A 19,977-nucleotide genomic window follows, 5' to 3' on the forward strand; every position below is an offset into this window, starting at 1 on the left:
GACCCAGTCTGGTGTCAGTTCCAACTGCGGTGGTGCAGCACGACGTTCTCCAACAGCATCCCCGCCATGGAAAAGTTGGTAACAGGCGAAGTTGGTAACCACGAAGCTGTTGTGGGTGCTGCTGACTGCAATGGTGAAGGCGGTGGCGGTGACGCTGCTGGGGAGCGAGTGTGGCCCGGCAAGGGTGGGGCTTTGGATTGGTAGGTGTGTCCTGTTGGTGTGCTGACTTCCAGTTCATGTCGGCCGTCGGGGGTTGTTCTGACGTTCCGTCGGGGGTTTTCTTTGGTGTGGTTGCAGGCTTCGCAGAGCCCGGCGCCGTTGGTCAGGCTCGTGGCACCGCCGTTATGCCAGGGAAGCACGTGGTCGATGTGGCGGATGGGCGCGTCGCAGTAGGGGGTGCGGCAGGTGTCGTCCCGGGTTTCGATGAAGCGCCGCATCCCTGGTGGGAAGAGCCGGGCTTTGGAGTCCATGGCCAACAGTTCACCGGAGGCGGGTGCGGTGTAGAGCCGGCGGAGCAAGACCCTAAAGTCATTACCCTCCTTGGGCTCTGCGCTCACCTCAGCCTGCCCCTCGGCTCCGCCTTTCACCCCTGCGTCTGGAGCAGCCTGCCCTCCAGTGAGGAGCGTTCTGGCCCATTGTGCGGGGACGATTCCGTAGCCTTGGAGCCGGGCTGGTTCGCTGTCGCCTTGGAAGAGGGTCCGGTCGGTCATCACGAGCTGCAGATCAATACCGGTGACCCCGCCTAGGGTGCCGGTGAGGCGTTCGACGAGGGTGTCGGCCATGACCTGGCCCCGGTTCCGGGTGTCCCCGCCGGAGCGGGCGGAGTCGGCGTGGCGGGTGAGCGCTGCATACGCGGCGACTCCCTGGGCGACCGGGAGCACCGCGGTGAGGATGGTCATCGTGTCCGGAGCCGGACGGAGGCTGACGTACCGCTCAGAGGCGGCGTGGGCTGCGCGCTGGGTCACGGAGCGGGGGTCCCGACGGTAGGCTGCGGCTCGTGCGGCGGCGATGATGGTTTTGTCTCCGGCGCCGTCGAACGTTCCGGTGTCGGGGGCGAGTTCCTCATCGACGGCGGCCCGGTCCTGGACGGACAGGCAGGCTGTTTCCTTCACGAGCAGCGTGGCCCGCCATTCGTTCAAGTGCCCGGTTTCCAGGGCTGCCATGGTGCGCGGCATTTCCGACACCAGCGCCTTGGCCAGACCGAGGAGCCGGGACCCCTTGTTCGGTGATTCACGCCGGGCCAGGGCGATCTGCGCGCCAACACCCTGGCCCTGCTCAGCGGAGGGGACTCCGGCAGAGGCTTGTTCGCGGCGCTGGGCAAGGTCAAACGCCACCGACGCTCGCGCCTGCACGGCCGCGATCGCTGACTTCACCTCTTCCAAGCCACGGATCTGATCGATCAACTCACTGCTGGCTGAGCCGACCCGGAAAGAGGCAACCCCGGCGAGCAGCTCCTCAGCGTTAGAGCCACGGGAGCCAGGGCCGGCGGAATCGGCGGTCCCAGGTACAGGCTCAGCGGAAGCCACCCCGCCTGCTTGGCACTCCCGATTCCGCTCCATACCCATACTCTTCCAGCAGCCACAGACTTTATTTGCTGGGCAATGTGCCTATGTGGAAAACCCCCGAATGTCTTGTGCAGATCACGCAGACCATGCCATCCTCCGCCATCCAGCACTGTGGATTAGGATCAGATGCTAGGGAAACAAGCTTCACGTTTATCGAAGGATCTGGGGATGGACGCAAACGGCCACGCGAAGGGCTATTGGTACGGCAAGGACCCTGGACAGAAAGCCGTTGCCGTTGACGTCCTGAATGCCCTGCGGGATTATCGTGTCTCGGAACAGGCTATGCGTCGAAGGACGCGTTCGGCCATGGGCATGGGTGAAAAGGACCTCTTGGCCTTGCGCTACCTTTTCGAAGCCGAGGCCGCGGGCAAGGTGATGAAACCAAAGGACCTGGGTGACCGTCTGGGCATCACGTCGGCGTCAATGACCACACTGATCGATCGCCTCGTGGACTCGGGCCACATCCGGCGGGAATCGCATCCCACGGATCGCCGGGCCCTGATTCTGCGGCCTACTCCCGGATCGGATCAGGAAGTCCGGCACACGCTGGGCGGAATGCATCGCCGCATTTTGGACGTTGCCAGCACCCTGGGCCCAGAAGAAGCGCGCGTGGTGATGGACTTCCTGCAGAACATGCGCGAGGCCTTGGACACGATCGACGAAGACCCAACTGATGAAGACCCGAGTGACGAAAAGGACCCGGGACTTACCGCTTCATGAAGTTCGGCTCCTGGATGAGCTGGGCAAATTGCAGTACCAGCCATGGGCTGAAGACAGCAGGAGTCCTCTCCAGGGCTTGTGCAAGGAGCCCCGGCGTCATCCATGCGTAGTCAGCGACTTCGAACGGATTTGGCCTGAGCGGTCCAAGGATCCGGGCAACATAGACCGGACAAATCTCATTCTCGACGATGCCTGAAGGGTCCACAGCGCGGTAACGGAAGCTGGGGAGGACTAGTTCGATCCGCCCGACTTCCGCTCCCAGTTCGTAGCGGGCGCGTCGGAGAACCGCATCCTCAGGGTTCTCGCCGGGAGCTGGATGCCCGCAAAAGCTGTTGGTCCAGACACTTGGCCATGTCTTCTTCTCGGGGGAACGACGCGTAAGGAGGAGCTCGCCGAGGCCGTTGAGCAAGTAGCAGGAAAATGCCAGATGCAGCGGGGTGTCTTGGGTGTGAACCCCGGCCTTGGGGGCTTCGCCGATGGGCCTGCCGGCGTCGTCGAGAAGGACGACCATTTCTGTCGCGTTCACTACACGCCTTCCCTCGGCGCCCTTACTTCAATATTGCTAGATAAGCTAGCTAGAAGCTTAGCATGTGAAGTTAGGCTATCCGAGGCCTATGTTCAGCAGGTCAGAGAACTGCTGGTCGCCCCATAAACGCGGCAGGGCGGCAGCGCCGGACCTGGGCTGGGTAGGGCGTTAGGAATGGCCGCTGATAGTCAGAGTAATGAGCACTATGTTCAGGCCAACGATCAAGGTGGCACTGGTCCAGCCCGCTATCTTCAATGGCTTGGAGTCCACATGGATACCCATGACCTCGCGCTTGCCGGTGAGTCTGATGAGTGGGATCAGCGCGAACGGAATTCCGAAGCTAAGCAGCACTTGGCTCAGCACCAGTGCCAGGGTGGGCTCAACACCTGCTCCCAGGATGATCAACGCTGGAATCAGGGTGATTACACGGCGTGTCAGCAAGGGGATGCGGACCTTCAGGAGGCCACCCATGATGGTGGCACCCGCATAGCAGCCCACCGACGTCGACGCGAGGCCGGAGGCCAGCAAGCCAATCGCGAAGATGATGCCGATTGCCGGCCCAAGTGCCGATGTCACGGCCGCGTGGGCGCCGGCAATCGTGTCCGTTCCCTCAATGCCCCGAAGGCTGGAAGCAGCCAGCAAGAGCATCGAAATGTTCACCACGCCGGCAAGCAATAGGGCGCCAACAACGTCAAAGCGGGTTGCGCGGATCAGCCGCGTCCGCACGGCCGGGTTCTCGGAGAAGCCGTGCCGGTCCCTCGCCAAGGCCGAGTGTAGATAGATCGCGTGTGGCATCACGGTGGCACCGAGCATGCTTGCGGCCAACAGGACCGTATCTGTGCCCTCAAAGCGGGGCAGCAAACCGCCCAGTGCGCTTCCGGCGTCCGGAGGATTGACGAACAAACCGGATACGAACCCGACAGCGATGATTCCCAGCAATACCAGGATCGCGTACTCAAAGGAGCGCTGTCCGCGGCGGGACTGCAGCGCCAACAGCATCATTGATGCAAGGCCAACGATGACGCCACCGGCCAGCAGTGGAAGCCCGAACAAAAGATTGAGCGCAACCGCACCGCCAATCACCTCGGCCATGTCCGTGGCGCCGGCAACGATCTCGGCCTGCACCCAATAAAGGCGCCGCCGCTTGGTTCCAAGCCGTTTGCCGAGAATTTCCGGAAGGCTCAGGCCGGTTGCCAGGCCGAGCTTCGCTGATTGGTACTGCACCAGGACTGCCATGGCGTTGGCTGCCACCAGCACCCACACGAGCAGGTAACCGTAGTTTGCTCCCGCCGTCAGGTTTGCGGCCACGTTGCCGGGATCGACATAGGCGATCGCCGCTACGAATGCAGGGCCGAGCAGGAGTAGCCGCGACCACACCTTTGCCGGTGCGGGTCGTCTTTGCAGGGTGGGGGCGGTCATCGTTTTCATCCTCATCATCGTGGAAGTCTGTTCTGAGGATAACCGAAAGTTAGGCATACCGAAAAGTAGTTTTTAGGCACTCCATTTTCGCCCGATCCAGGTCATGGTTCAACGAGCGGCTTCAGGGCGCATCGTTCAATACAGGAAGATCGGCAACCAACCACGGTTGTGCGCGTGTACCAAAGCCAGGAAGAGAACGAAATCGAAGAGCAGATGCACTGACACCACATACGTGAAGGACTTCGTCAGCTTGAACGTATAGCCCTGCAGCAGTGCGAACGGGAATGTCAGCAGTGGACCCCAGGCCTGATAGCCGATCTCCCATAAGAAGGACGAGAAGACCACAGCTTGCAGGAGGTTGGCCAGCCAGTCGGGGAAGTGTTGGCGGAACAGCGTGAACGTGGTGCAGATGAAGAACAGCTCATCCCAAATGCCCACCGCGTTCACTCCGAGGAAGAGCCGCCAGAAGACGGTGGGATCTGAAGCGTCCGGCCAGTTTTGGTAGACGCCGGTCCCGATCAGGTAGGCCGGCAGGATGAAGTACCCAAGCGCTACGACGCCCACCAGGTACAGCTTGGCGGCGAGCGGCCATGGACGGCCTGTGTTGACCGGAAACTTGATGATCTTTTCGCCGTACAGCAAGCGGGAGACAAGCCACGGAACCAGCACGGCCAAGGCCAGGGCCCCGCCCATGAGCACCATGTGCTCGATGCTCAGATCCGCGTTCAGCGGCACGAGGCTGATCGTGGCCATTCCAGCTGCAACCAACGCGAGATGACGCATCAAGCTGTAGTCGATAAACGCAGCGGTGACAAGACTGGCCGCCAGGAGTGCGTAACCGAGAAAATCGTTTCCCAGGGCGAAAAGCGGCACGCCGGACAGAGAGAGAAGCGCTGCTGGCAAAAGCTTCCAAGTGAGCACGGTCCGGGATTCCGTGGAAGTCGACATCACACCTCAAGCATGTCAGTGCGGGCCGCCGGACGACACGGTTTTCCCACACTGCCTCAGACCCATAACTGGAATGGGCGAATTCTCTGTAAGATTCGTGGCAGGGCCCATGCTTTTCCGGGTCAGGTCATGTCTGGCATAGCCAGCGGGGGACACTCATAAAGGAATATTCAATGGCTCAAGAAGCGGGCTCTTTTCCACCGGGCGGCGGTGCTGACCACACATCAGCGGAGGACGTCGAGGCGCCCCCGTTTGCCCAGGACATGACCATGCGCGAACAGGTAATGGACATCATCGATGCCATCCTCGCTGATTCTGATCCCAAGAGTGAAGGGGCCAGGAACAAACTTCGCCGGCTCGTCGAAGCTCGTCCAGAGGATCCCGAGGGGGCCTTGCTGGAGCACCTGCTGGAAACCCGGAAGACCTCGGCGTCAGAGCCTGCGGTTCCGCTTCTGAAGGAGGTTTCGAGTGTCCACCTTGAGTCCTCCGACGCAGCGCGCACGGTGACTGTTCCTGTCAGTCAGGACGTTCGGGAAGACATCCAGGCAATCCTCGCGGACAAGCTTTTGCTGACAGCCTTCCAGCCTGTCCACGCCCTGCCGGATGGAAACGTAGTCGGCGTCGAGGCGCTGACCCGGTTCGTCGGTGAGGATGGCGCGGGCGCCGACGTATGGTTCCGCGAGGCGGCGGAAGCAGGCTTGGGCACCGAATTGGAGATCGCGGCCCTTCACTGCGCGCTGACTGCCGCCAAGGACGTCCCCAACGACATGTACGTTGCCTTGAACCTCACTCCGGCAACGTCCCGTGACCCGAGAGTGCGGAACTTGCTCGCAGGTGCGTCGCTGGCCCCGGAACGGATCATCGTTGAACTTACCGGCAGTTTGGAAGCAGTTGAAGGTCAAACGCGCGACGACGGACTTGGCCAGCTGCGCTCCCTCGGTTTGCGTGTGGCCGTCAGCGCTTCCGGGGCAGGCTTCGTTTCCATGGACAGGTTAAGCGAGCTGAGCCCGGACATCATCAAACTCGATCGCCACCTGATTGAAGGCATCGAAGGCAGCGAGGGACAACGGATCCGGGCCAGGGCAGTGGTCGAGCTTGCCCGCGAAGTTGGAGCTGCGGTGGTTGCGGAGGGCATCGAAACACCTGCTGAACTGAAGGAAGTCACGGCCTTAAAAGTGACTGCCGCCCAGGGATATTTGCTCGGACGACCCTCTGTTCACCCCCTGGACTGGTCCGCCTGGAGCATTCGCGCGCAAGCCGAGGCCCAGCCGACGGGCTAGTTTCCTAGGTTCCACCTTCACTGTGCGGGTCGGTACCCACGTACGTCCCCGGCGGCATCCCGGCGCCAAAAACAGGCCCGGGATCCGGCCGCTTGGGGTGCCCGTGGTCTTCAGCCAGCCCTTGCGTGAGACGTTGAAGGACCCAGGGAACCAAGTGTTCGCGCGCCCAGACGATATCGTCCGCCCTGGCCTCCCGCCAGCTGCGGGGAGGCAGTGCCTTGGGAATCATCGGCTCCAAGGTGTGCGGGACATTGAGCGTATCGAGCACCATCATGGCGATGGTGTGCTGGCCTAGTGGGGAGAAATGCAGCCGGTCCGGATCCCACATTTGGGGGTTGGTGAGCTGGCGCAGCGCCCAGAGGTCGGCGATCACGGCGTCATGGCGGGCAGCGATGATGCGCATGTTTTCGTTGAAGATGGCTACTTTGCCGCGGGTATGTCCGAGCACCGGGGTCGCACCCCAGTCCGGGCCCGCGAACAGCAGGATTGTTGCGCCGGTGGCGGCCAGAACTTTCACGCCGGCATCCAGCTCCAGTGCGAGTTTGTCTGGATCGCTCCTGTGGAACAGCAGGTCATTTCCCCCGGCGTTGAGCGTGATGAGATCCGGCTTCAGGTCAAGGGCGGGGACCACTTGCTCCTCCAGGATCTGGTGGAGCAGCCGACCCCGCACTGCGAGGTTCGCATAGGCGAAGTCCTCGTGTCCGGCGCCCAGCTCTTCGGCAACCCTGTCAGCCCAACCCCTTAGTCCGCCCGGGCTGCCGGGCTCTGGATCGCCTACCCCTTCGGTGAAAGAATCACCCATGGCCACGTAGCGGCTCCACGGGTGCAGGCGGGTCCCGAATGCGGCAGGACCACCCTGCGCCGGACCATCGGCGCTCGGGGCGTTCATTCCCCCATATTGCGCTCTCCTGCGGCGCAAAGCCATGGGTTTGATGTGTCAACTGGCGCGGAACGGCGCCGGAGATGACGCACGACGGCGGCCCGCACCCATGGCGCGTACCTCGCGGAAGGTGCGTTCCGCCGTCGTTGTTTCAGAAGCGGATGTGGACTGCGAAGCTGTCCTCGGGGTGCCCGGTGTAACGTGAGGCGGCGTTGCGGGTGGCCGCCGGTATATCGATGAAGCTCCGGGCTGTGGTGGTGAGCCCCGGGTAGTCGTCGAATTCCAACGTCAACCGGCCGTCAGCAGCGTGCTTGATGTGCACGGTGATGACCATTTTTGGTATCTCCGGCGGAAGGCCGGCCGTGGTGAGTGAGTAGTAGGGCGTGGTTCTTCCGCGGATATCGGCAGGAACGTTGGCCCGGATGGATCCTTCTTCCTCCAGTTCCGAGAGGCGGGCCTTGACGGTATCTTTGCAAGCTGTGACGCCGTGGGTGATATCTGAAACCTTGCTTGCGCCATTGCGAGCAAGGAAGTTGAGGATTTGGCTTCTGGTGAGTTGGGTTCGGGTCTTGCTCGTGGTTCGGGTGGGGGCTTTGATGGAAGTCGTTGTCATGGCCGTGTCCAAGCGGTCGACTTTTTTGTCATCATTTCCTATGGTCGGGCACCCCGCGGGGCGCAATGAGACGGTGGGGATTCGTCGTTGAACCCGTCCGAATGGTGTGGTGGGCTGTGGTGTTCGATCCGGGGCTTTATGGCGCCGAGACCGGTAGGACAGCTCCAAGTGATCCTTCTACGCCATGAAGGTGCCGCATCATGGCGATCCCTGCATCCTCGGCCGAGCCCTTTTCGATGGCTTCGAAAATGGCCGCGTGCTCAAGTCCGGATTCCTTCCTCCGGTCCACCACCTGGTTCAAGGTGCTGGACTGGTTGGCCATGGCTTCATCGATATCGGAAAGCATCGATGCGAAGACGCCATTGCCGCTGCTGCGGGCGATGATCGCATGGAACTCGGAATTGAGGATGACCCACTGTTCCAGGTCCTCTTCTCCGTCCATGGCCCGCAGGATTTCCCGGAGTGATTCAACATCCTGTTCGCTGCGGTGTTCCGCGGCCAAGCTGGCGGCCGGCACTTCAATGTGAGGCCGTGCCTGCAGGAGTTCGCGCGCCGAGTACTTGCCCAGTTTCAGGTCCTGGCCAACTTTGTCGGCGATGACGAATGTGCCTTTGCCCGTCCGGGTTACGGTCAGGCCCAAGGCGTTTGAGGACTTCAGGGCCTCGCGGACCATCGTCCTGCTGACACCGAATTGCTGCGCCAATGTGGCTTCCGAATCCAGGCGTGAACCTACTGGAAGGCTGCCGTCTTCAATGGCAGCCCTCAGGGTGGCAAGCACCGCCTCGGCGGCACCGACCCTTACGACTTTGGTTTGTCCAGCAGTCCAGCTGTCCAACAGGCTGATCATGGATTGAATATGGCATGGCTCACAGAGTGGGGCAACTTGTTACGCGGGGAGTTGCGCTCCAGGCTAGGGCAGCTTTACAAAGCTGCCAAGGCTCTCCCAGGTTTGCGTCTGGTTGTTGAGGGCCGTTGTCCCGCCGCCGGAGCCTTTGGCCTCTCGAAGGCCATAGTGATATCCGCTTATGGAATATTCGACGACGGTTCCATCGTCTGAAGACTGCGGCGAGAGGAGTGCTATGTATTCTTTGCCCACTTCAATATCGATGTCGTCCGCGATCCTGACTTCCACGTATTTTGTGTCATTGGGCTTCCCGCCGTTATTCAGGCCAAGGATCTTGTCCCTCTGTGCCTGATTGAGGCCGTGCCAGTAATCATCGCGGGTAACGATCCCGCCCGGGCGTGAATAGCTTACTTGCGCGCCCGGCTTGATATCACCCTTATAAACTTCGCGGATCGTCATCCTGCCAATAGTCTGCGGGAAAACATTTTGATTGGAAACCGGACTGAATGTGCGCCCGCCGTCGATAGAATCGACATACACTCGCGCGACAAGTGGATATTTGTTATATCCGTAAAATGGATCCGTCGGATCCCATAGGAAGTCAACATCCGTCCCAGTTTCCTGAATTTGGTCCTTGGGGATGTTGGCATATGCATCATTGGATTCTGCTGATGTGGACGCGCTGGCTTGCTGATTTGACTCATGTTCGCCAAGCTTGGGCGCTTCGGATGCGCAAGAAATGAGTCCAGCCATTAGCGCCAATGCCGTAAATACGAAATGTGGTCTTAGCGCGTTCATTTGGGTGCTTCTTCCGTTTTAGCCGGACAACTATCTGCGATTAGTGTCAAGGGCTGCCGTGGTTGTTGTCAACAGTCGGAGGAAATGCATCTATTTACATAGGCGAGGGCGTTAGCTGCCAATTTACACACGGAAAATATTTGCTGGAAATATGCGACACGTTTTGCTGCCGACATGCACTCTAGCCCGCCACACTCATTAGCCGCTGCATCTGTTCGCCTGCATCGCTCCCGGGCGCCGGTGTGTAGACCACGATGTGGAGATCGGGCCTGTCCGACGGCGAGACCTGGTGGTGCTCCAGCTGCAGCACGCCCACGGCAGGGTGATGGAAAAGCCGTTCACGGGACTCGAAGCCCAAGATGTCGTAGCGGTCCCAGCTTTCCTGGAACTCCGGGCTGTCCTGCTTGAGTCGTTCAATCTGGAACTCAACATCGGGATCGCCCAGCCTTTGCCCGGTCTCTGCCCTGAACTCGGCAAGGAATCTCTTGCTGGTGACGTCCCAATCGGGAAGCAGATCGCGGATGTAGGGGTCGGTGAAGACAAGCCACAGCAGGTTCCTGTCCACGGCGTCGAAGGTACCGATGTTTGGGTACAGCGCCTCATAGGCGCGATTCCACCCAGCGATGCCCCAGTCGGGGGACAGAGCGTAGGAAGGGTTCGGATCCAACGCGTCCAATAGCCGCTGCACGTGGGCGGGGGCGTCGGCGGCAACCGGACGGGCAGGCATGGCGGACGAGTAGCCGCCCAAGGACAGGACGTAGCTCAGACCCGTGTCGGATAAATGCAGCGTGCGGGCTACGGCCTCCAGCACCTGCCGGGAAGGGCTGATATCCCGCCCTTGCTCAAGCCAGGTGTACCAAGTGACGCTGACTCCGGACAGGAACGCGATCTCTTCCCGGCGGAGGCCGCGTTCGCGGCTCCGCCCCACAGGGGGAAGTCCATAGTCGGAGCGGAGGGCTTGGTTTCGGCGGGTCCTGAGGAAGAGTCCCAGTTCCTTGCGCCTCTCATCTTTCACGGACTCAACACTATTACTCTGGTACTTTCACTACTAGTAGCAGTACCGTCTTCCACCCGTCGTAGAACAACAGCAGGATGGTACTTATGCCTGCACTTCGCTCCAGAACAGTCACCCACGGCCGCAACATGGCCGGCGCCCGCGCATTGCTGCGCGCCTCCGGCGTCGCTAGCTCGGACATCGGCAAGCCGATCATTGCCGTGGCCAACTCCTTCACGGAATTCGTCCCCGGCCACACCCACTTAGCCCCCGTGGGCCGGATCGTCTCCGACGCGATCCTCGCCGCCGGGGCTGTGCCGCGCGAATTCAACACCATCGCCGTGGACGACGGCATCGCCATGGGCCACTCCGGGATGCTCTACTCCCTGCCGTCCCGCGACCTGATCGCCGACTCGGTTGAGTACATGGTCAACGCACACTGTGCCGATGCCCTGGTCTGCATCTCCAACTGCGACAAGATCACCCCGGGCATGCTCATGGCCGCGCTGCGGTTGAACATCCCGGTAGTGTTCGTCTCCGGCGGTCCCATGGAGGCCGGCCGCGTGACCCTCACCGACGGCTCGGTGCGCTCCCTGGACCTCGTGAACGCGATCGCCGACGCCGTGGACGAATCCATCTCCGATGAAGACATCAACCTCATCGAAGAGAACGCCTGCCCCACCTGCGGTTCCTGCTCGGGCATGTTCACCGCCAACTCCATGAACTGCCTCGCCGAGGCCATCGGCCTGGCCCTGCCGGGCAACGGCTCCGTGCTCGCGACCCACACAGCCCGCAAGGCGCTGTACGAAAAGGCCGGCGCCACCGTCGTCGATCTCGTAAAGCGCTATTACGACGGCGACGACGACTCCGTACTGCCGCGCTCCATCGCCACCGCCGAGGCCTTTGACAACGCCATGGCCCTGGACATCTCCATGGGCGGTTCCACCAACACCATCCTGCACCTGCTGGCCGCAGCCCAGGAAGCAGGCGTGGACTACGGCCTGGCAGAGATGGACGCCAAGTCCCGCCAGGTGCCCTGCCTGGCCAAGGTGGCCCCGAACGTCGCCGGAGACAAGACCTACTACATGGAGGACGTACACCGCGCCGGTGGCATCCCCGCGCTGCTGGGTGAGCTGAACCGCGGTGGCCTCCTGCACAAGAACGTCCACTCCGTTCACTCCACCGACCTGGACGGCTGGCTGGACGACTGGGATATCCGTGGGGGCAAGGCCACCGAAGAGGCGCAGGCGTTGTGGCACGCGGCACCTGGTGGCGTGCGTTCCTCCACCGCGTTCTCGCAGTCGAACGAGTGGACGTCCCTGGACACCAATGCGGAGGGTGGGTGCATCCGTTCCGTGGAGCACGCCTTCTCCAAGGACGGCGGCCTGGCTGTGCTGCGCGGCAACGTAGCAGTGGACGGCGCCGTGGTGAAGACCGCGGGCGTGGACGAGTCCATCTGGACCTTCGAAGGCCCGGCAGTTGTGTGCGAGTCACAGGACGAAGCCGTGGAAATGATCCTGAACAAGACCATCAAGGAAGGCGACGTGGTGGTCATCCGCTACGAAGGCCCCAGGGGTGGCCCGGGCATGCAGGAAATGCTGTACCCGACGTCGTTCCTCAAGGGGCGCGGCCTGGGCAAGAAGTGCGCCCTCATCACGGACGGCCGCTTCTCCGGGGGAACCTCCGGCTTGTCGATCGGGCACATTTCGCCGGAGGCTGCCTCCGGCGGCGCCATCGCTTTGGTGGAGAATGGCGACATCATCAGCATCGACATTACGCAGCGCTCCCTTCAGCTGCAGGTCTCGGACGAGATTCTCGCCGAACGCCGCGAAAAGCTCGAAGTCAACGGCGGCTACAAGCCGAAGGATCGCGAGCGCCACGTTTCGCCCGCTCTGCGTGCCTACGCTGCCATGGCACTGTCTGCGGACAAGGGAGCCGTGCGCGACGTCTCTTTGGTGGAGAACCTCTAAGGGTCAGTTAGGACTGTTCGGGCGCTTCTTCGTTGGCGATTGCCTCGATCCAATCGATGGCTTCGTCGGGCATCTGCAGTCCCGGACTATCCTCCTCTGCGACCCACCACGAATCAGCCGGTTGTGGTCCGCCGGCCCCCGCGATCTCGGCAACGATTTCCGGGGGCACGGCGGCGCCGTTGTTATTTATCAACCATTCACGGGTCATGGGACTCAACTGCGTCCACCACTGCTGGATGTTCATTGGGACTCCGCCTCCGCATAGCTGTCCAATAGCTTCCGGGCCCGCTCGCCGTCGGCGCCTTCATCTGCCAGCGCGGACCGCATGTCTTCCAGTTTCTTTTCACCGGCAGGGAATGGCGGAAGCAGCGGGATGCCCGGGTCTGTCAGGACCTCCAGGACGGCAGGGCGGTCTACTGAGAACGCGTAATCCCACGCGTCGCCGAGCTTGGCCGGGTCCTCGACGCGGATCCCGGCCAGGCCCAGCAGCTCCCCATAGGCGGCGTAGGGAAAGTCCGGGATTTCCTGGCTGGCGTTGAACCGTGGTTCGGCCTCGTTTTCGCGCTGCTCCCAGGACACCTCAGCAAGGTCGCGGTTGTTGAAAACGCACACCACGAACCGGGGATCGGCCCAGTCGCGCCACCGGTGCGCGACGGTGATCAACTCGGCCACGCCCAGCATCTGCATCCCGCCATCGCCGGCTAGTGCCACGAGAGGCCGGTCCGGGTGGGCCAGCTTTGCAGCCAGACCATAGGGAATTGCGACGCCCATGCTGGCGAGCGTGCCGCTTAGATGGGCCGGGACCCCCGGCGGAAGGGTCAGTTGGCGGGCGTACCAGTAAACGCAACTGCCGACGTCGATACTCAACTGTGCGTTGTCCGGAAGCCTGCCGTTGAGTTCGCGGATCACTAGTTCCGGGTTCACGGGATCGGCGGGTATGCTGGCGCGTTCCTCTGAAAGGTGACGCCAGGCGCGGACCTGGGTTTCGACGTCGGAACGCCACTGGGCGCGTGCGCTTTCGGGCTGGTTGGGCTGCTGATCGAGCCGCATGGTGAGTGCGGCCAGCGTCTCTGCCGCGTCGCCCACCAAACCAACCTCCACTGGGTAGCGGTTGGCGATCTTCCGGCCATCAACGTCGATCTGGACAGCTTTGGCAGTTCCAGGTTTCGGGTAGAACTCGGTCCAGGGATCGTTCGAGCCGATAATCAGCAGGGTGTCGCAGTTGTTCAGGACGTAGGCACTCGCGGAAGTGCCGAGGTGGCCCATGGTGCCGGCAGCGAAAGGCAGCATCTCGTCGACGTGCGGCTTTCCCAGCAGGCTGGTGGTGAGGCCGGCCTGCAGCTTTTCGGCCAGCGCCCGGACCTCGGTGCGGGCACCCCGGGCGCCCTGGCCCACCAGGAACGCTACCCGCTCACCTTTGGAAAGGATCTCGACGGCGGCATCCAGGTCTTCCTCCCGCGGCATCACCCGTGCGGGGTGCCATACAGGGGCGGTGACAACGATTCCGTGCTCATGTTCGAGTTCGGGTGCCTCGGCGGACTGGATGTCGTGGGGGATGATCACGACGCACGGGGACTTCGTCTCCAGCGCCGTACGGAACGCGCGATCCAGGAGCATGGGAACCTGTTCCGGGGAGCTGGCGAGCTGTGCAAATTGTGCGGCAACGTCCTTAAACACTGTCAGCAGGTCGATTTCCTGCATGTAGGCCGAGCCCAGGACTGTGGTGCTTTGCTGGCCAATGATCGCCACCACTGGAACGCCGTCCATCTTGGCGTCGTAGAGCCCGTTGAGCAGGTGGATAGCGCCGGGACCTTGCGTCGAAGTCACCACCCCCACGCCGCCGGTGTACTTTCCGTGTCCGACGGCCATGAAGGCGGCTGCTTCTTCGTGCCTGGCCTGCACGAATTCCACCGCATCCTGAGCTCTGCGGAGCGCGCCCATGAAACCGTTGATGCCGTCCCCGCTGTAGCCGAAAACCCTGTCCACGCCCCACGCCTGAAGGCGTTCCACGATGAGATCCGAAACTGTTCGCTCGGCCATGCCTGAAATTCCTCTCGCTAGGTACTATCGTCAATTGTTGACAATTGCTACGCTTGGTTCATCACCCGAACCCCGGGCCAAGCATCCGCCGAAGCCCCCTTGCGTGAAGGACCTCCCATGAAGAAGCGACGCCCCGCTACCCTGGCTCCAGAGCTCGTTGAAACATCGCGCACAGGGCACCACTGCCCGAAGACCGGATGGTGGTCAGTTGCCGGAGATCCGAGGGCCACGCGTCTCATTACCAAGGGCGAAGTGATGCCTGCCCTGCACGGCACGCCGGCCCTCTGGATCATGCGCGAAACAGTCGGTAGCCAGGGTTCCCGCCCTGCCGCCGATTTGATGGCAACTTCGTAGGCAATCAGCCCTCCTTCCGGAGCCCGGCCTGCTGCACGAGCTCGGTCAACCAGGGCCGGTGTCCTCTGTGGAAGACCATCCCTTCCGGAAGCCCCTGCACGGTGGGAACGGAATCAGCGATATCGATGGTTACCCGGCCGCCACCCATGGGAGCGTTGGTGATATGCAGGTCGCCGTAGGACGCCGGCAGTTGGGGATCCATCCAGAACCCGCCACGTGACACGTGGGCGTCGTACCTCATGAGGCTGGTGACCAGTTGGATGGGCGAAGTTGCTGCCCACGCCTGCGGCGAGCACGCGGTGGGGTACGGTACGGGTTCGCTGTATTGCTCCCTACTGAAGCCACAGAACAGCTCCGGCAGGCGACCCTCGGAGTAGTCGGCCGCTTCGAGCAACGCTGTCGAAATTCGTTGGGCCTCTTCCACGAACCCGTAGCGCATCAGGCCGGCGGCAATCACGGCGTTATCGTGCGGCCACACAGAACCGTTGTGGTAGCTGGCCGGGTTGTAGGCGCCCATGTCGGTTCCGAGTGTGCGTACGCCCCAGCCGCTGAACATCTCCGGAGACATCAGCCGTTCGGCCACCAGTGGCGCCTTGTCCTCGTCCACCAACCCCACCCACAGGCAGTGCCCCATATTCGAGGCACATGCGTCAACCTGCCGTTTCTTGCCGTCCAAAGCGATGGCGTAATAGCCGCGGTCCGGCATCCAGAATTGCTCGTTGAACCGGACCTTTAACTCCGCCGCCCGATCCGCGAGTTCCTGGGCCAAAGGTGCGTCACCGGCGTCGTAGGCTATCCACGCCCGCGCCATGTACGCGTCATAGACGTACGCCTGAACTTCGCAGAGTGCGATTGGCGGCTCCGCCAGACGCCCGTCCGCAAAATTTATGCCGTCCCACGAGTCCTTCCAGCCCTGGTTGATCAGCCCGCGGTCGTTGAGCCGCTGATACTCGACGAATCCATCGCCGTCCCTGTCGCCGTAGTCCCGGATCCAGTCCAGGGCCCTGTCCGCATTGGGCAGCAAGGCCGCGATAGTGTCCTTGGCGAACCCCCACCGGCTGACCGAACCCAGCAACACCACGAACAGCGGAGTGGCATCGATGCTGCCGTAGTAAACGGATTTGCCGCCGAGCGACAGGCCGCTGGAGACGTCCAGCCTCACTTCATGCAGGATCTTCCCGGGCTCTTCCTCGCTGATGGGATCCACCACCTTGCCTTGCCGATCAGCCAGCGTTTGCAGCGTGCCCAGGGCGAGTGACGGATCAACGGGCATGGCCATCTCCGAGGCCCACAGGGAGTCACGGCCAAACAGCGTCATGAACCACGGCGCTCCTGCTGCCACAACCACCCTGTCCGGGTGAGTGGGGTCTTCAATGCGGAGGGCGCCGAGATCGTCATAGCTGCGCCGCAGTGTCCTCTCGATGGAGTGGTTACCCATGTGCAGCACGGGAATTTTGGCCACCCATTCCTGGCGGCGCTGATCGCTGCGGGACAGCTCGCCGACGGCGGGACGCACCACAGGCGCTGCAGGCGCCCCTCCCTCAGTTCCGGGAGCAATGGTGACCACGGTGCTCCAGTGCCCGCGTGGAGGGATAGTGGTCTGATATCTGAGGCCCTCGCGGGTCGCCTCGGCAACATCGGAACTTACGACGACGGACTTCCGCACATCCTGCCACCTGGAGCGGATGGTCAGTGTGTTGTGGTGGTACTCGCGGGACTCCTCCCACTGCCTCTGGACCCGTGCTTCCTTGACTTCGAAAACGTCCGCGAAGTCCGAGCCGACTGCGAATTCGACCAAACATTCCACGGGTTCCATCGAATGGTTGCGGACGGTCACATGCTCCACCATTCCCACGCCTACTTCCCGTAAGCGCTCCACGATCAGCGGCGTATCCGCATACCCGTCGGATCGTGTGACGCGGCCGGCAAAGGCTGCCCTGTAGGGCTCTTTCGTCTGGGCAGTCAGGGGCTCCAGCGATTGGCCGTTGATGGTGAGGACCCAATCGGAGAGGATCCGGGTGTCCTGGAAAAACATGCCGTGGGGATGATCCGGGTGAATATCGCCGTTGGGCAGGGAGATGCAGAAGGACGTGCCTTCCACCAAGGTGACAGTCCCGGCGCCGAGGGGTCCGGCTGCTGTATCTGCATTCCATCCAGCCACTGCATGGCTCCTCTAAGAACCAAGGACGGCCAGTCCCTCTCCCGGGCTCCCGGCTGTCCTGCTACATCGTCACCTCGACGGTACTCTTGCTGGCTTGCCGGGGCTAGCAGGGGGCCGGTGAATATTTTCCGGCATGACGTCTATCGTCGATTGTTGACAATTGCTAGGATGGAAACTGTGCTTTCCAAAGACGGCAGGCACGTTCAAAAGGGCGCAGCCCAGAAGGAGAATCCATGATCAAGGCCACTGTCATGAGCGACGCAACAACGCAGGATCCGGGGGAGCACATCCCTAAAGCAACCACCAGCACGCCGGGCCAGACTGAGGTCTCGTTCCGTTTGTGGGCCCGGGACAACCACAAGACGGGCATCTGGGAGGTCACGCCGGGCGTGTTCAAGAGCACCCGCCCGGGTTATGACGAGATCTGCCAGATCCTCAGTGGCAAGGCGACCATCACTGAAGAAGACGGAACCAGCTTCGACATCGGTCCCGGAACGTTGTTCGTTACTCCGGCAGGATGGACGGGCACCTGGACCATCCACGAGACGCTGCGGAAGATGTGGGTTGTCACGGACGTTCCCACAAGCTAACTGCATACAGGAAGGGCCCGGTTCACGTGAACCGGGCCCTTCCTGTATAGGGACTTTCCTAGGCAGTAATTCCCGCCTAAGCAGTAATTCCCGTTACTTCCGGGCTGGAAGTAAGGTCCTCCACGGCCTTTTGCATATGGCGTTTGATGGCCTGCTGGAGTCCATCGCGGTCCCGGGCCTCAAGGAGGTCAAGGAGCTGCTGGTGCTCCTGCACAAGTGCATCAATGCGGGGATATGCCACCTCCAGGCTCAAAATACACATCCTGGATTCGGCAGCAAGAGTCTCATAAATACGTATGAGCCGCGTGTTTCCAGTGCCTGAAACAAAGGCCGTGTGGAATTGCATGTCGAGGCGGGCAATGGCCTGCCAGTCCGAGGCCGCAACCTGCTTGGCCATGTTCCGGATGATGCCCTTGAGCTCCCGGCAGGTGTCCGCCACCTGCTCTGCGTCCGAGTCCAAAAGCGTGTTTGCCGCGGCCAACTCCACTGCTTCACGGACAGCGTAGATCTCCTTGACATCCTGCGTGGAAAGCTCCAGCACGAAGACACCGCGGTTGCGTTTGCTCACCAGGATGCCTTCCTGGCAAAGCCGTTGCAGAGCCTCGCGAAGCGGACCCCGCGAAGTGCTCAGCTGGCTGGCCAAGGCAGATTCATTGACCTGCTGGCCAGGTCTGAAGGCCCCTTGGACAATGAGCTCACGTAATTGGTCAGCGATCAGCTGGGCCGTGGGCCGGCCTTCCAATACGAACATTCCCTCCGGTGCCGCCATTGACATCCCCTCATTTCATGCTTCGGCAATTTTGAAACTATTAGACCGCTATTGCGGTGTACTTGTACTCCAGGAATTCTTCGATTCCAATTTTTCCGCCCTCGCGTCCGAGCCCGGATTGCTTGACGCCGCCGAACGGTGCCGCGGGGTTGGAAACCAGGCCGGTGTTCAGGCCGACCATTCCGACTTCCAGTTCCGCGGAGAACCGCAGTGCCTTGTCCATGCTCTCTGTGAACACGTACCCCACCAGGCCCCACTCAGTATCGTTTGCCAGGCGGAGAACTTCGTCCTCACTGTCGAACGCGGTGATTGCTGCGACCGGGCCGAAGATTTCCGTGCTCATGAGTGCGGCGTCTGTGGGCACATCCACCAGGACAGTGGGGGTGTAGAAATAGCCGGGGCCATCCGGACGGCTTCCGCCGGTCAGTACGCGTGCTCCCTTGGATACTGCATCTGCAACGAGGCTTTCGACCTTTTCCAGGCCCTTCTGTTCGATGAGGGGCCCGACGTCGGTACCAGCCTTGGCGCCGTTGCCTACCTGCAATTCTGACATCTTCTTGGAGAACTTCTCGCCAAATTCCTCTACCACCGAACGGTGGACGAAGAAGCGGTTTGCTGCCGTGCAAGCCTCGCCCATGTTTCGCATCTTGGCCTTCATGGCACCGTCCACGGCCTTTTCGATGTCTGCATCGGCAAGGACGATGAACGGGGCGTTGCCACCGAGTTCCATCGAAGAGCGCATCACGTTGTCCGCCGCCTGCTTCAGCAGAACCTTGCCCACTTCCGTGGAGCCAGTGAAGCTGATCTTTCGGGCGATGCCACTGTCAGTCCAGGTCCGGACCACCGTGGAGGCGGTGGACGTTGTCACAACATTCAGCACGCCGTCGGGAAGACCGGCCTCCTTGAACAGGGCGACCAAGGCCAGCGACGTCAACGGTGTCAGCTCAGCAGGTTTGAACACCATGGTGCAGCCGGCAGCAACGGCCGGGGCGATCTTGCGGGCGCCCATGGCAAGCGGGAAGTTCCACGGAGTGACCAGAACCGAGGGACCCACCGGTTCCTTAGTGATGAGGATACGGGTGTTTCCATCCACGGAGCTGGCACTGTCACCGCCAATGCGGACTGCTTCTTCCGAGAACCAGCGGAGCATTTCGGCACCGTACGCCACCTCACCCTTCGCTTCTGCGAGTGGCTTGCCCATCTCCGCAGTCATGATGGCCGCGAGCCGGTCCGTGTTGGCGATGACCAGTTCAAAAGCGCGCCGAAGGATATCGGCCCGCTGGCGCGGAGTGGATTTGCTCCACTCCGCCTGGGCGCGACCCGCTGCCTGAATAGCCAAGGCAGCGTCTTCAGGACCGCCGTCGGCAACGTGGGCAATCACTTCGTTCGTGGCAGGGTTCTCAACGGCGAAGGTGGCTCCACTGGTTGCTTTCTGCCACGTTCCGTCAATGAACAGGTCCGTTGGGATGGTGGTGGGGTCAAAGGAGGTGGTCATGGTCGCTCTTT

Annotated in this window: 19 protein-coding genes; 5 read left to right on the forward strand and 14 right to left on the reverse strand. The window is 61.8% G+C overall.

Annotated features, from left to right (window positions below; genetic code table 11):
* Nucleotides 1–14 precede the first annotated feature (14 nt).
* Nucleotides 15–1,565, reverse strand: coding sequence for an HNH endonuclease (locus AC1DD5_RS13980; protein ID WP_477521832.1), 1,551 nt, complete (start codon nt 1,563–1,565; stop codon nt 15–17).
* 168 nt (nt 1,566–1,733) lie between these two features.
* On the opposite strand from AC1DD5_RS13980, the gene AC1DD5_RS13985 reads away from it, so the two are divergent.
* Nucleotides 1,734–2,285 carry a MarR family winged helix-turn-helix transcriptional regulator gene (locus AC1DD5_RS13985; protein ID WP_477521833.1) on the forward strand — a complete coding sequence of 184 codons (552 nt, stop codon included), beginning with the start codon at nt 1,734–1,736 and terminating at the stop codon, nt 2,283–2,285.
* Here the strand turns inward: AC1DD5_RS13985 and idi are convergent.
* From idi to AC1DD5_RS14000, 3 genes are all read right to left on the reverse strand, one after another.
* Nucleotides 2,272–2,811 carry an isopentenyl-diphosphate Delta-isomerase gene (idi, locus tag AC1DD5_RS13990; protein ID WP_477521834.1) on the reverse strand — a complete coding sequence of 180 codons (540 nt, stop codon included), beginning with the start codon at nt 2,809–2,811 and terminating at the stop codon, nt 2,272–2,274. The genes AC1DD5_RS13985 and idi overlap by 14 nt on opposite strands.
* Nucleotides 2,812–2,979: 168 nt before the next feature.
* The gene (locus AC1DD5_RS13995) at nt 2,980–4,245 is read right to left on the reverse strand and encodes an Nramp family divalent metal transporter (RefSeq protein ID WP_477521866.1); all 1,266 of its coding nucleotides are present in this window, start codon (nt 4,243–4,245) and stop codon (nt 2,980–2,982) included.
* Between the two features lie 120 nt (nt 4,246–4,365).
* On the reverse strand, nt 4,366–5,181 hold the full coding sequence (locus tag AC1DD5_RS14000) for a CPBP family intramembrane glutamic endopeptidase (protein ID WP_477521835.1): 816 nt from the start codon (nt 5,179–5,181) through the stop codon (nt 4,366–4,368).
* 170 nt (nt 5,182–5,351) lie between these two features.
* Here AC1DD5_RS14000 and AC1DD5_RS14005 point away from each other — a divergent pair, with 170 nt between their 5' ends.
* Nucleotides 5,352–6,458 carry an EAL domain-containing protein gene (locus AC1DD5_RS14005; protein ID WP_477521836.1) on the forward strand — a complete coding sequence of 369 codons (1,107 nt, stop codon included), beginning with the start codon at nt 5,352–5,354 and terminating at the stop codon, nt 6,456–6,458.
* A gap of 4 nt (nt 6,459–6,462) precedes the next feature.
* Here the strand turns inward: AC1DD5_RS14005 and AC1DD5_RS14010 are convergent, their stop codons facing one another.
* The 5 genes from AC1DD5_RS14010 to AC1DD5_RS14030 all read right to left on the reverse strand — a co-directional run bounded on the left by AC1DD5_RS14010 (nt 6,463) and on the right by AC1DD5_RS14030 (nt 10,608).
* Nucleotides 6,463–7,347, reverse strand: a complete 885-nt coding sequence (locus AC1DD5_RS14010; protein WP_477521837.1) for an SGNH/GDSL hydrolase family protein — start codon at nt 7,345–7,347, stop codon at nt 6,463–6,465.
* A gap of 142 nt (nt 7,348–7,489) precedes the next feature.
* Nucleotides 7,490–7,951, reverse strand: coding sequence for a hypothetical protein (locus AC1DD5_RS14015; protein WP_477521838.1), 462 nt, complete (start codon nt 7,949–7,951; stop codon nt 7,490–7,492).
* A 136-nt stretch (nt 7,952–8,087) separates the two neighbouring features.
* A complete protein-coding gene (locus AC1DD5_RS14020) occupies nt 8,088–8,795 on the reverse strand; it encodes a FadR/GntR family transcriptional regulator (protein WP_477521867.1) in 708 nt (235 codons plus the stop codon).
* 66 nt (nt 8,796–8,861) lie between these two features.
* Nucleotides 8,862–9,593 (reverse strand): hypothetical protein, encoded by a 732-nt coding sequence (locus AC1DD5_RS14025; protein ID WP_477521839.1) that lies wholly within the window; start codon nt 9,591–9,593, stop codon nt 8,862–8,864.
* A gap of 181 nt (nt 9,594–9,774) precedes the next feature.
* A complete protein-coding gene (locus AC1DD5_RS14030) occupies nt 9,775–10,608 on the reverse strand; it encodes a helix-turn-helix transcriptional regulator (RefSeq protein ID WP_477521840.1) in 834 nt (277 codons plus the stop codon).
* An 86-nt stretch (nt 10,609–10,694) separates the two neighbouring features.
* Between AC1DD5_RS14030 and ilvD the strand changes: the two genes are divergently transcribed.
* Complete coding sequence (gene ilvD / locus AC1DD5_RS14035; protein WP_477521841.1) at nt 10,695–12,557, forward strand: dihydroxy-acid dehydratase; 1,863 nt, start codon at nt 10,695–10,697, stop codon at nt 12,555–12,557.
* A gap of 7 nt (nt 12,558–12,564) precedes the next feature.
* On the opposite strand, the gene AC1DD5_RS14040 is transcribed toward ilvD, so the two are convergent.
* A complete protein-coding gene (locus tag AC1DD5_RS14040; protein ID WP_477521842.1) occupies nt 12,565–12,801 on the reverse strand; it encodes a hypothetical protein in 237 nt (78 codons plus the stop codon).
* Nucleotides 12,798–14,597 carry a thiamine pyrophosphate-requiring protein gene (locus tag AC1DD5_RS14045; RefSeq protein ID WP_477521843.1) on the reverse strand — a complete coding sequence of 600 codons (1,800 nt, stop codon included), beginning with the start codon at nt 14,595–14,597 and terminating at the stop codon, nt 12,798–12,800. Before AC1DD5_RS14045 ends, AC1DD5_RS14040 begins: the two co-directional genes overlap by 4 nt.
* Before the next feature lie 117 nt (nt 14,598–14,714).
* On the opposite strand from AC1DD5_RS14045, the gene AC1DD5_RS14050 reads away from it, so the two are divergent.
* Nucleotides 14,715–14,951 carry a hypothetical protein gene (locus AC1DD5_RS14050; protein WP_477521844.1) on the forward strand — a complete coding sequence of 79 codons (237 nt, stop codon included), beginning with the start codon at nt 14,715–14,717 and terminating at the stop codon, nt 14,949–14,951.
* A gap of 4 nt (nt 14,952–14,955) precedes the next feature.
* On the opposite strand, the gene AC1DD5_RS14055 is transcribed toward AC1DD5_RS14050, so the two are convergent.
* On the reverse strand, nt 14,956–17,112 hold the full coding sequence (locus AC1DD5_RS14055; protein ID WP_477521845.1) for an amylo-alpha-1,6-glucosidase: 2,157 nt from the start codon (nt 17,110–17,112) through the stop codon (nt 14,956–14,958).
* Nucleotides 17,113–17,345: 233 nt separating this feature from the next.
* On the opposite strand from AC1DD5_RS14055, the gene AC1DD5_RS14060 reads away from it, so the two are divergent.
* Nucleotides 17,346–17,702: a cupin domain-containing protein gene (locus tag AC1DD5_RS14060; RefSeq protein WP_442002869.1), complete on the forward strand. Its 357-nt coding sequence runs from the start codon at nt 17,346–17,348 to the stop codon at nt 17,700–17,702.
* A gap of 76 nt (nt 17,703–17,778) precedes the next feature.
* Here the strand turns inward: AC1DD5_RS14060 and AC1DD5_RS14065 are convergent, their stop codons facing one another.
* Both AC1DD5_RS14065 and AC1DD5_RS14070 read right to left on the reverse strand, forming a co-directional pair.
* Entirely contained in the window at nt 17,779–18,471 is a 693-nt protein-coding gene (locus AC1DD5_RS14065) for a GntR family transcriptional regulator (protein WP_477521846.1), read from the reverse strand.
* A 40-nt stretch (nt 18,472–18,511) separates the two neighbouring features.
* Complete coding sequence (locus AC1DD5_RS14070) at nt 18,512–19,966, reverse strand: NAD-dependent succinate-semialdehyde dehydrogenase (protein ID WP_477521847.1); 1,455 nt, start codon at nt 19,964–19,966, stop codon at nt 18,512–18,514.
* Nucleotides 19,967–19,977 lie beyond the last annotated feature (11 nt).

This window comes from Paenarthrobacter sp. 10L420 (genome assembly GCF_056395385.1).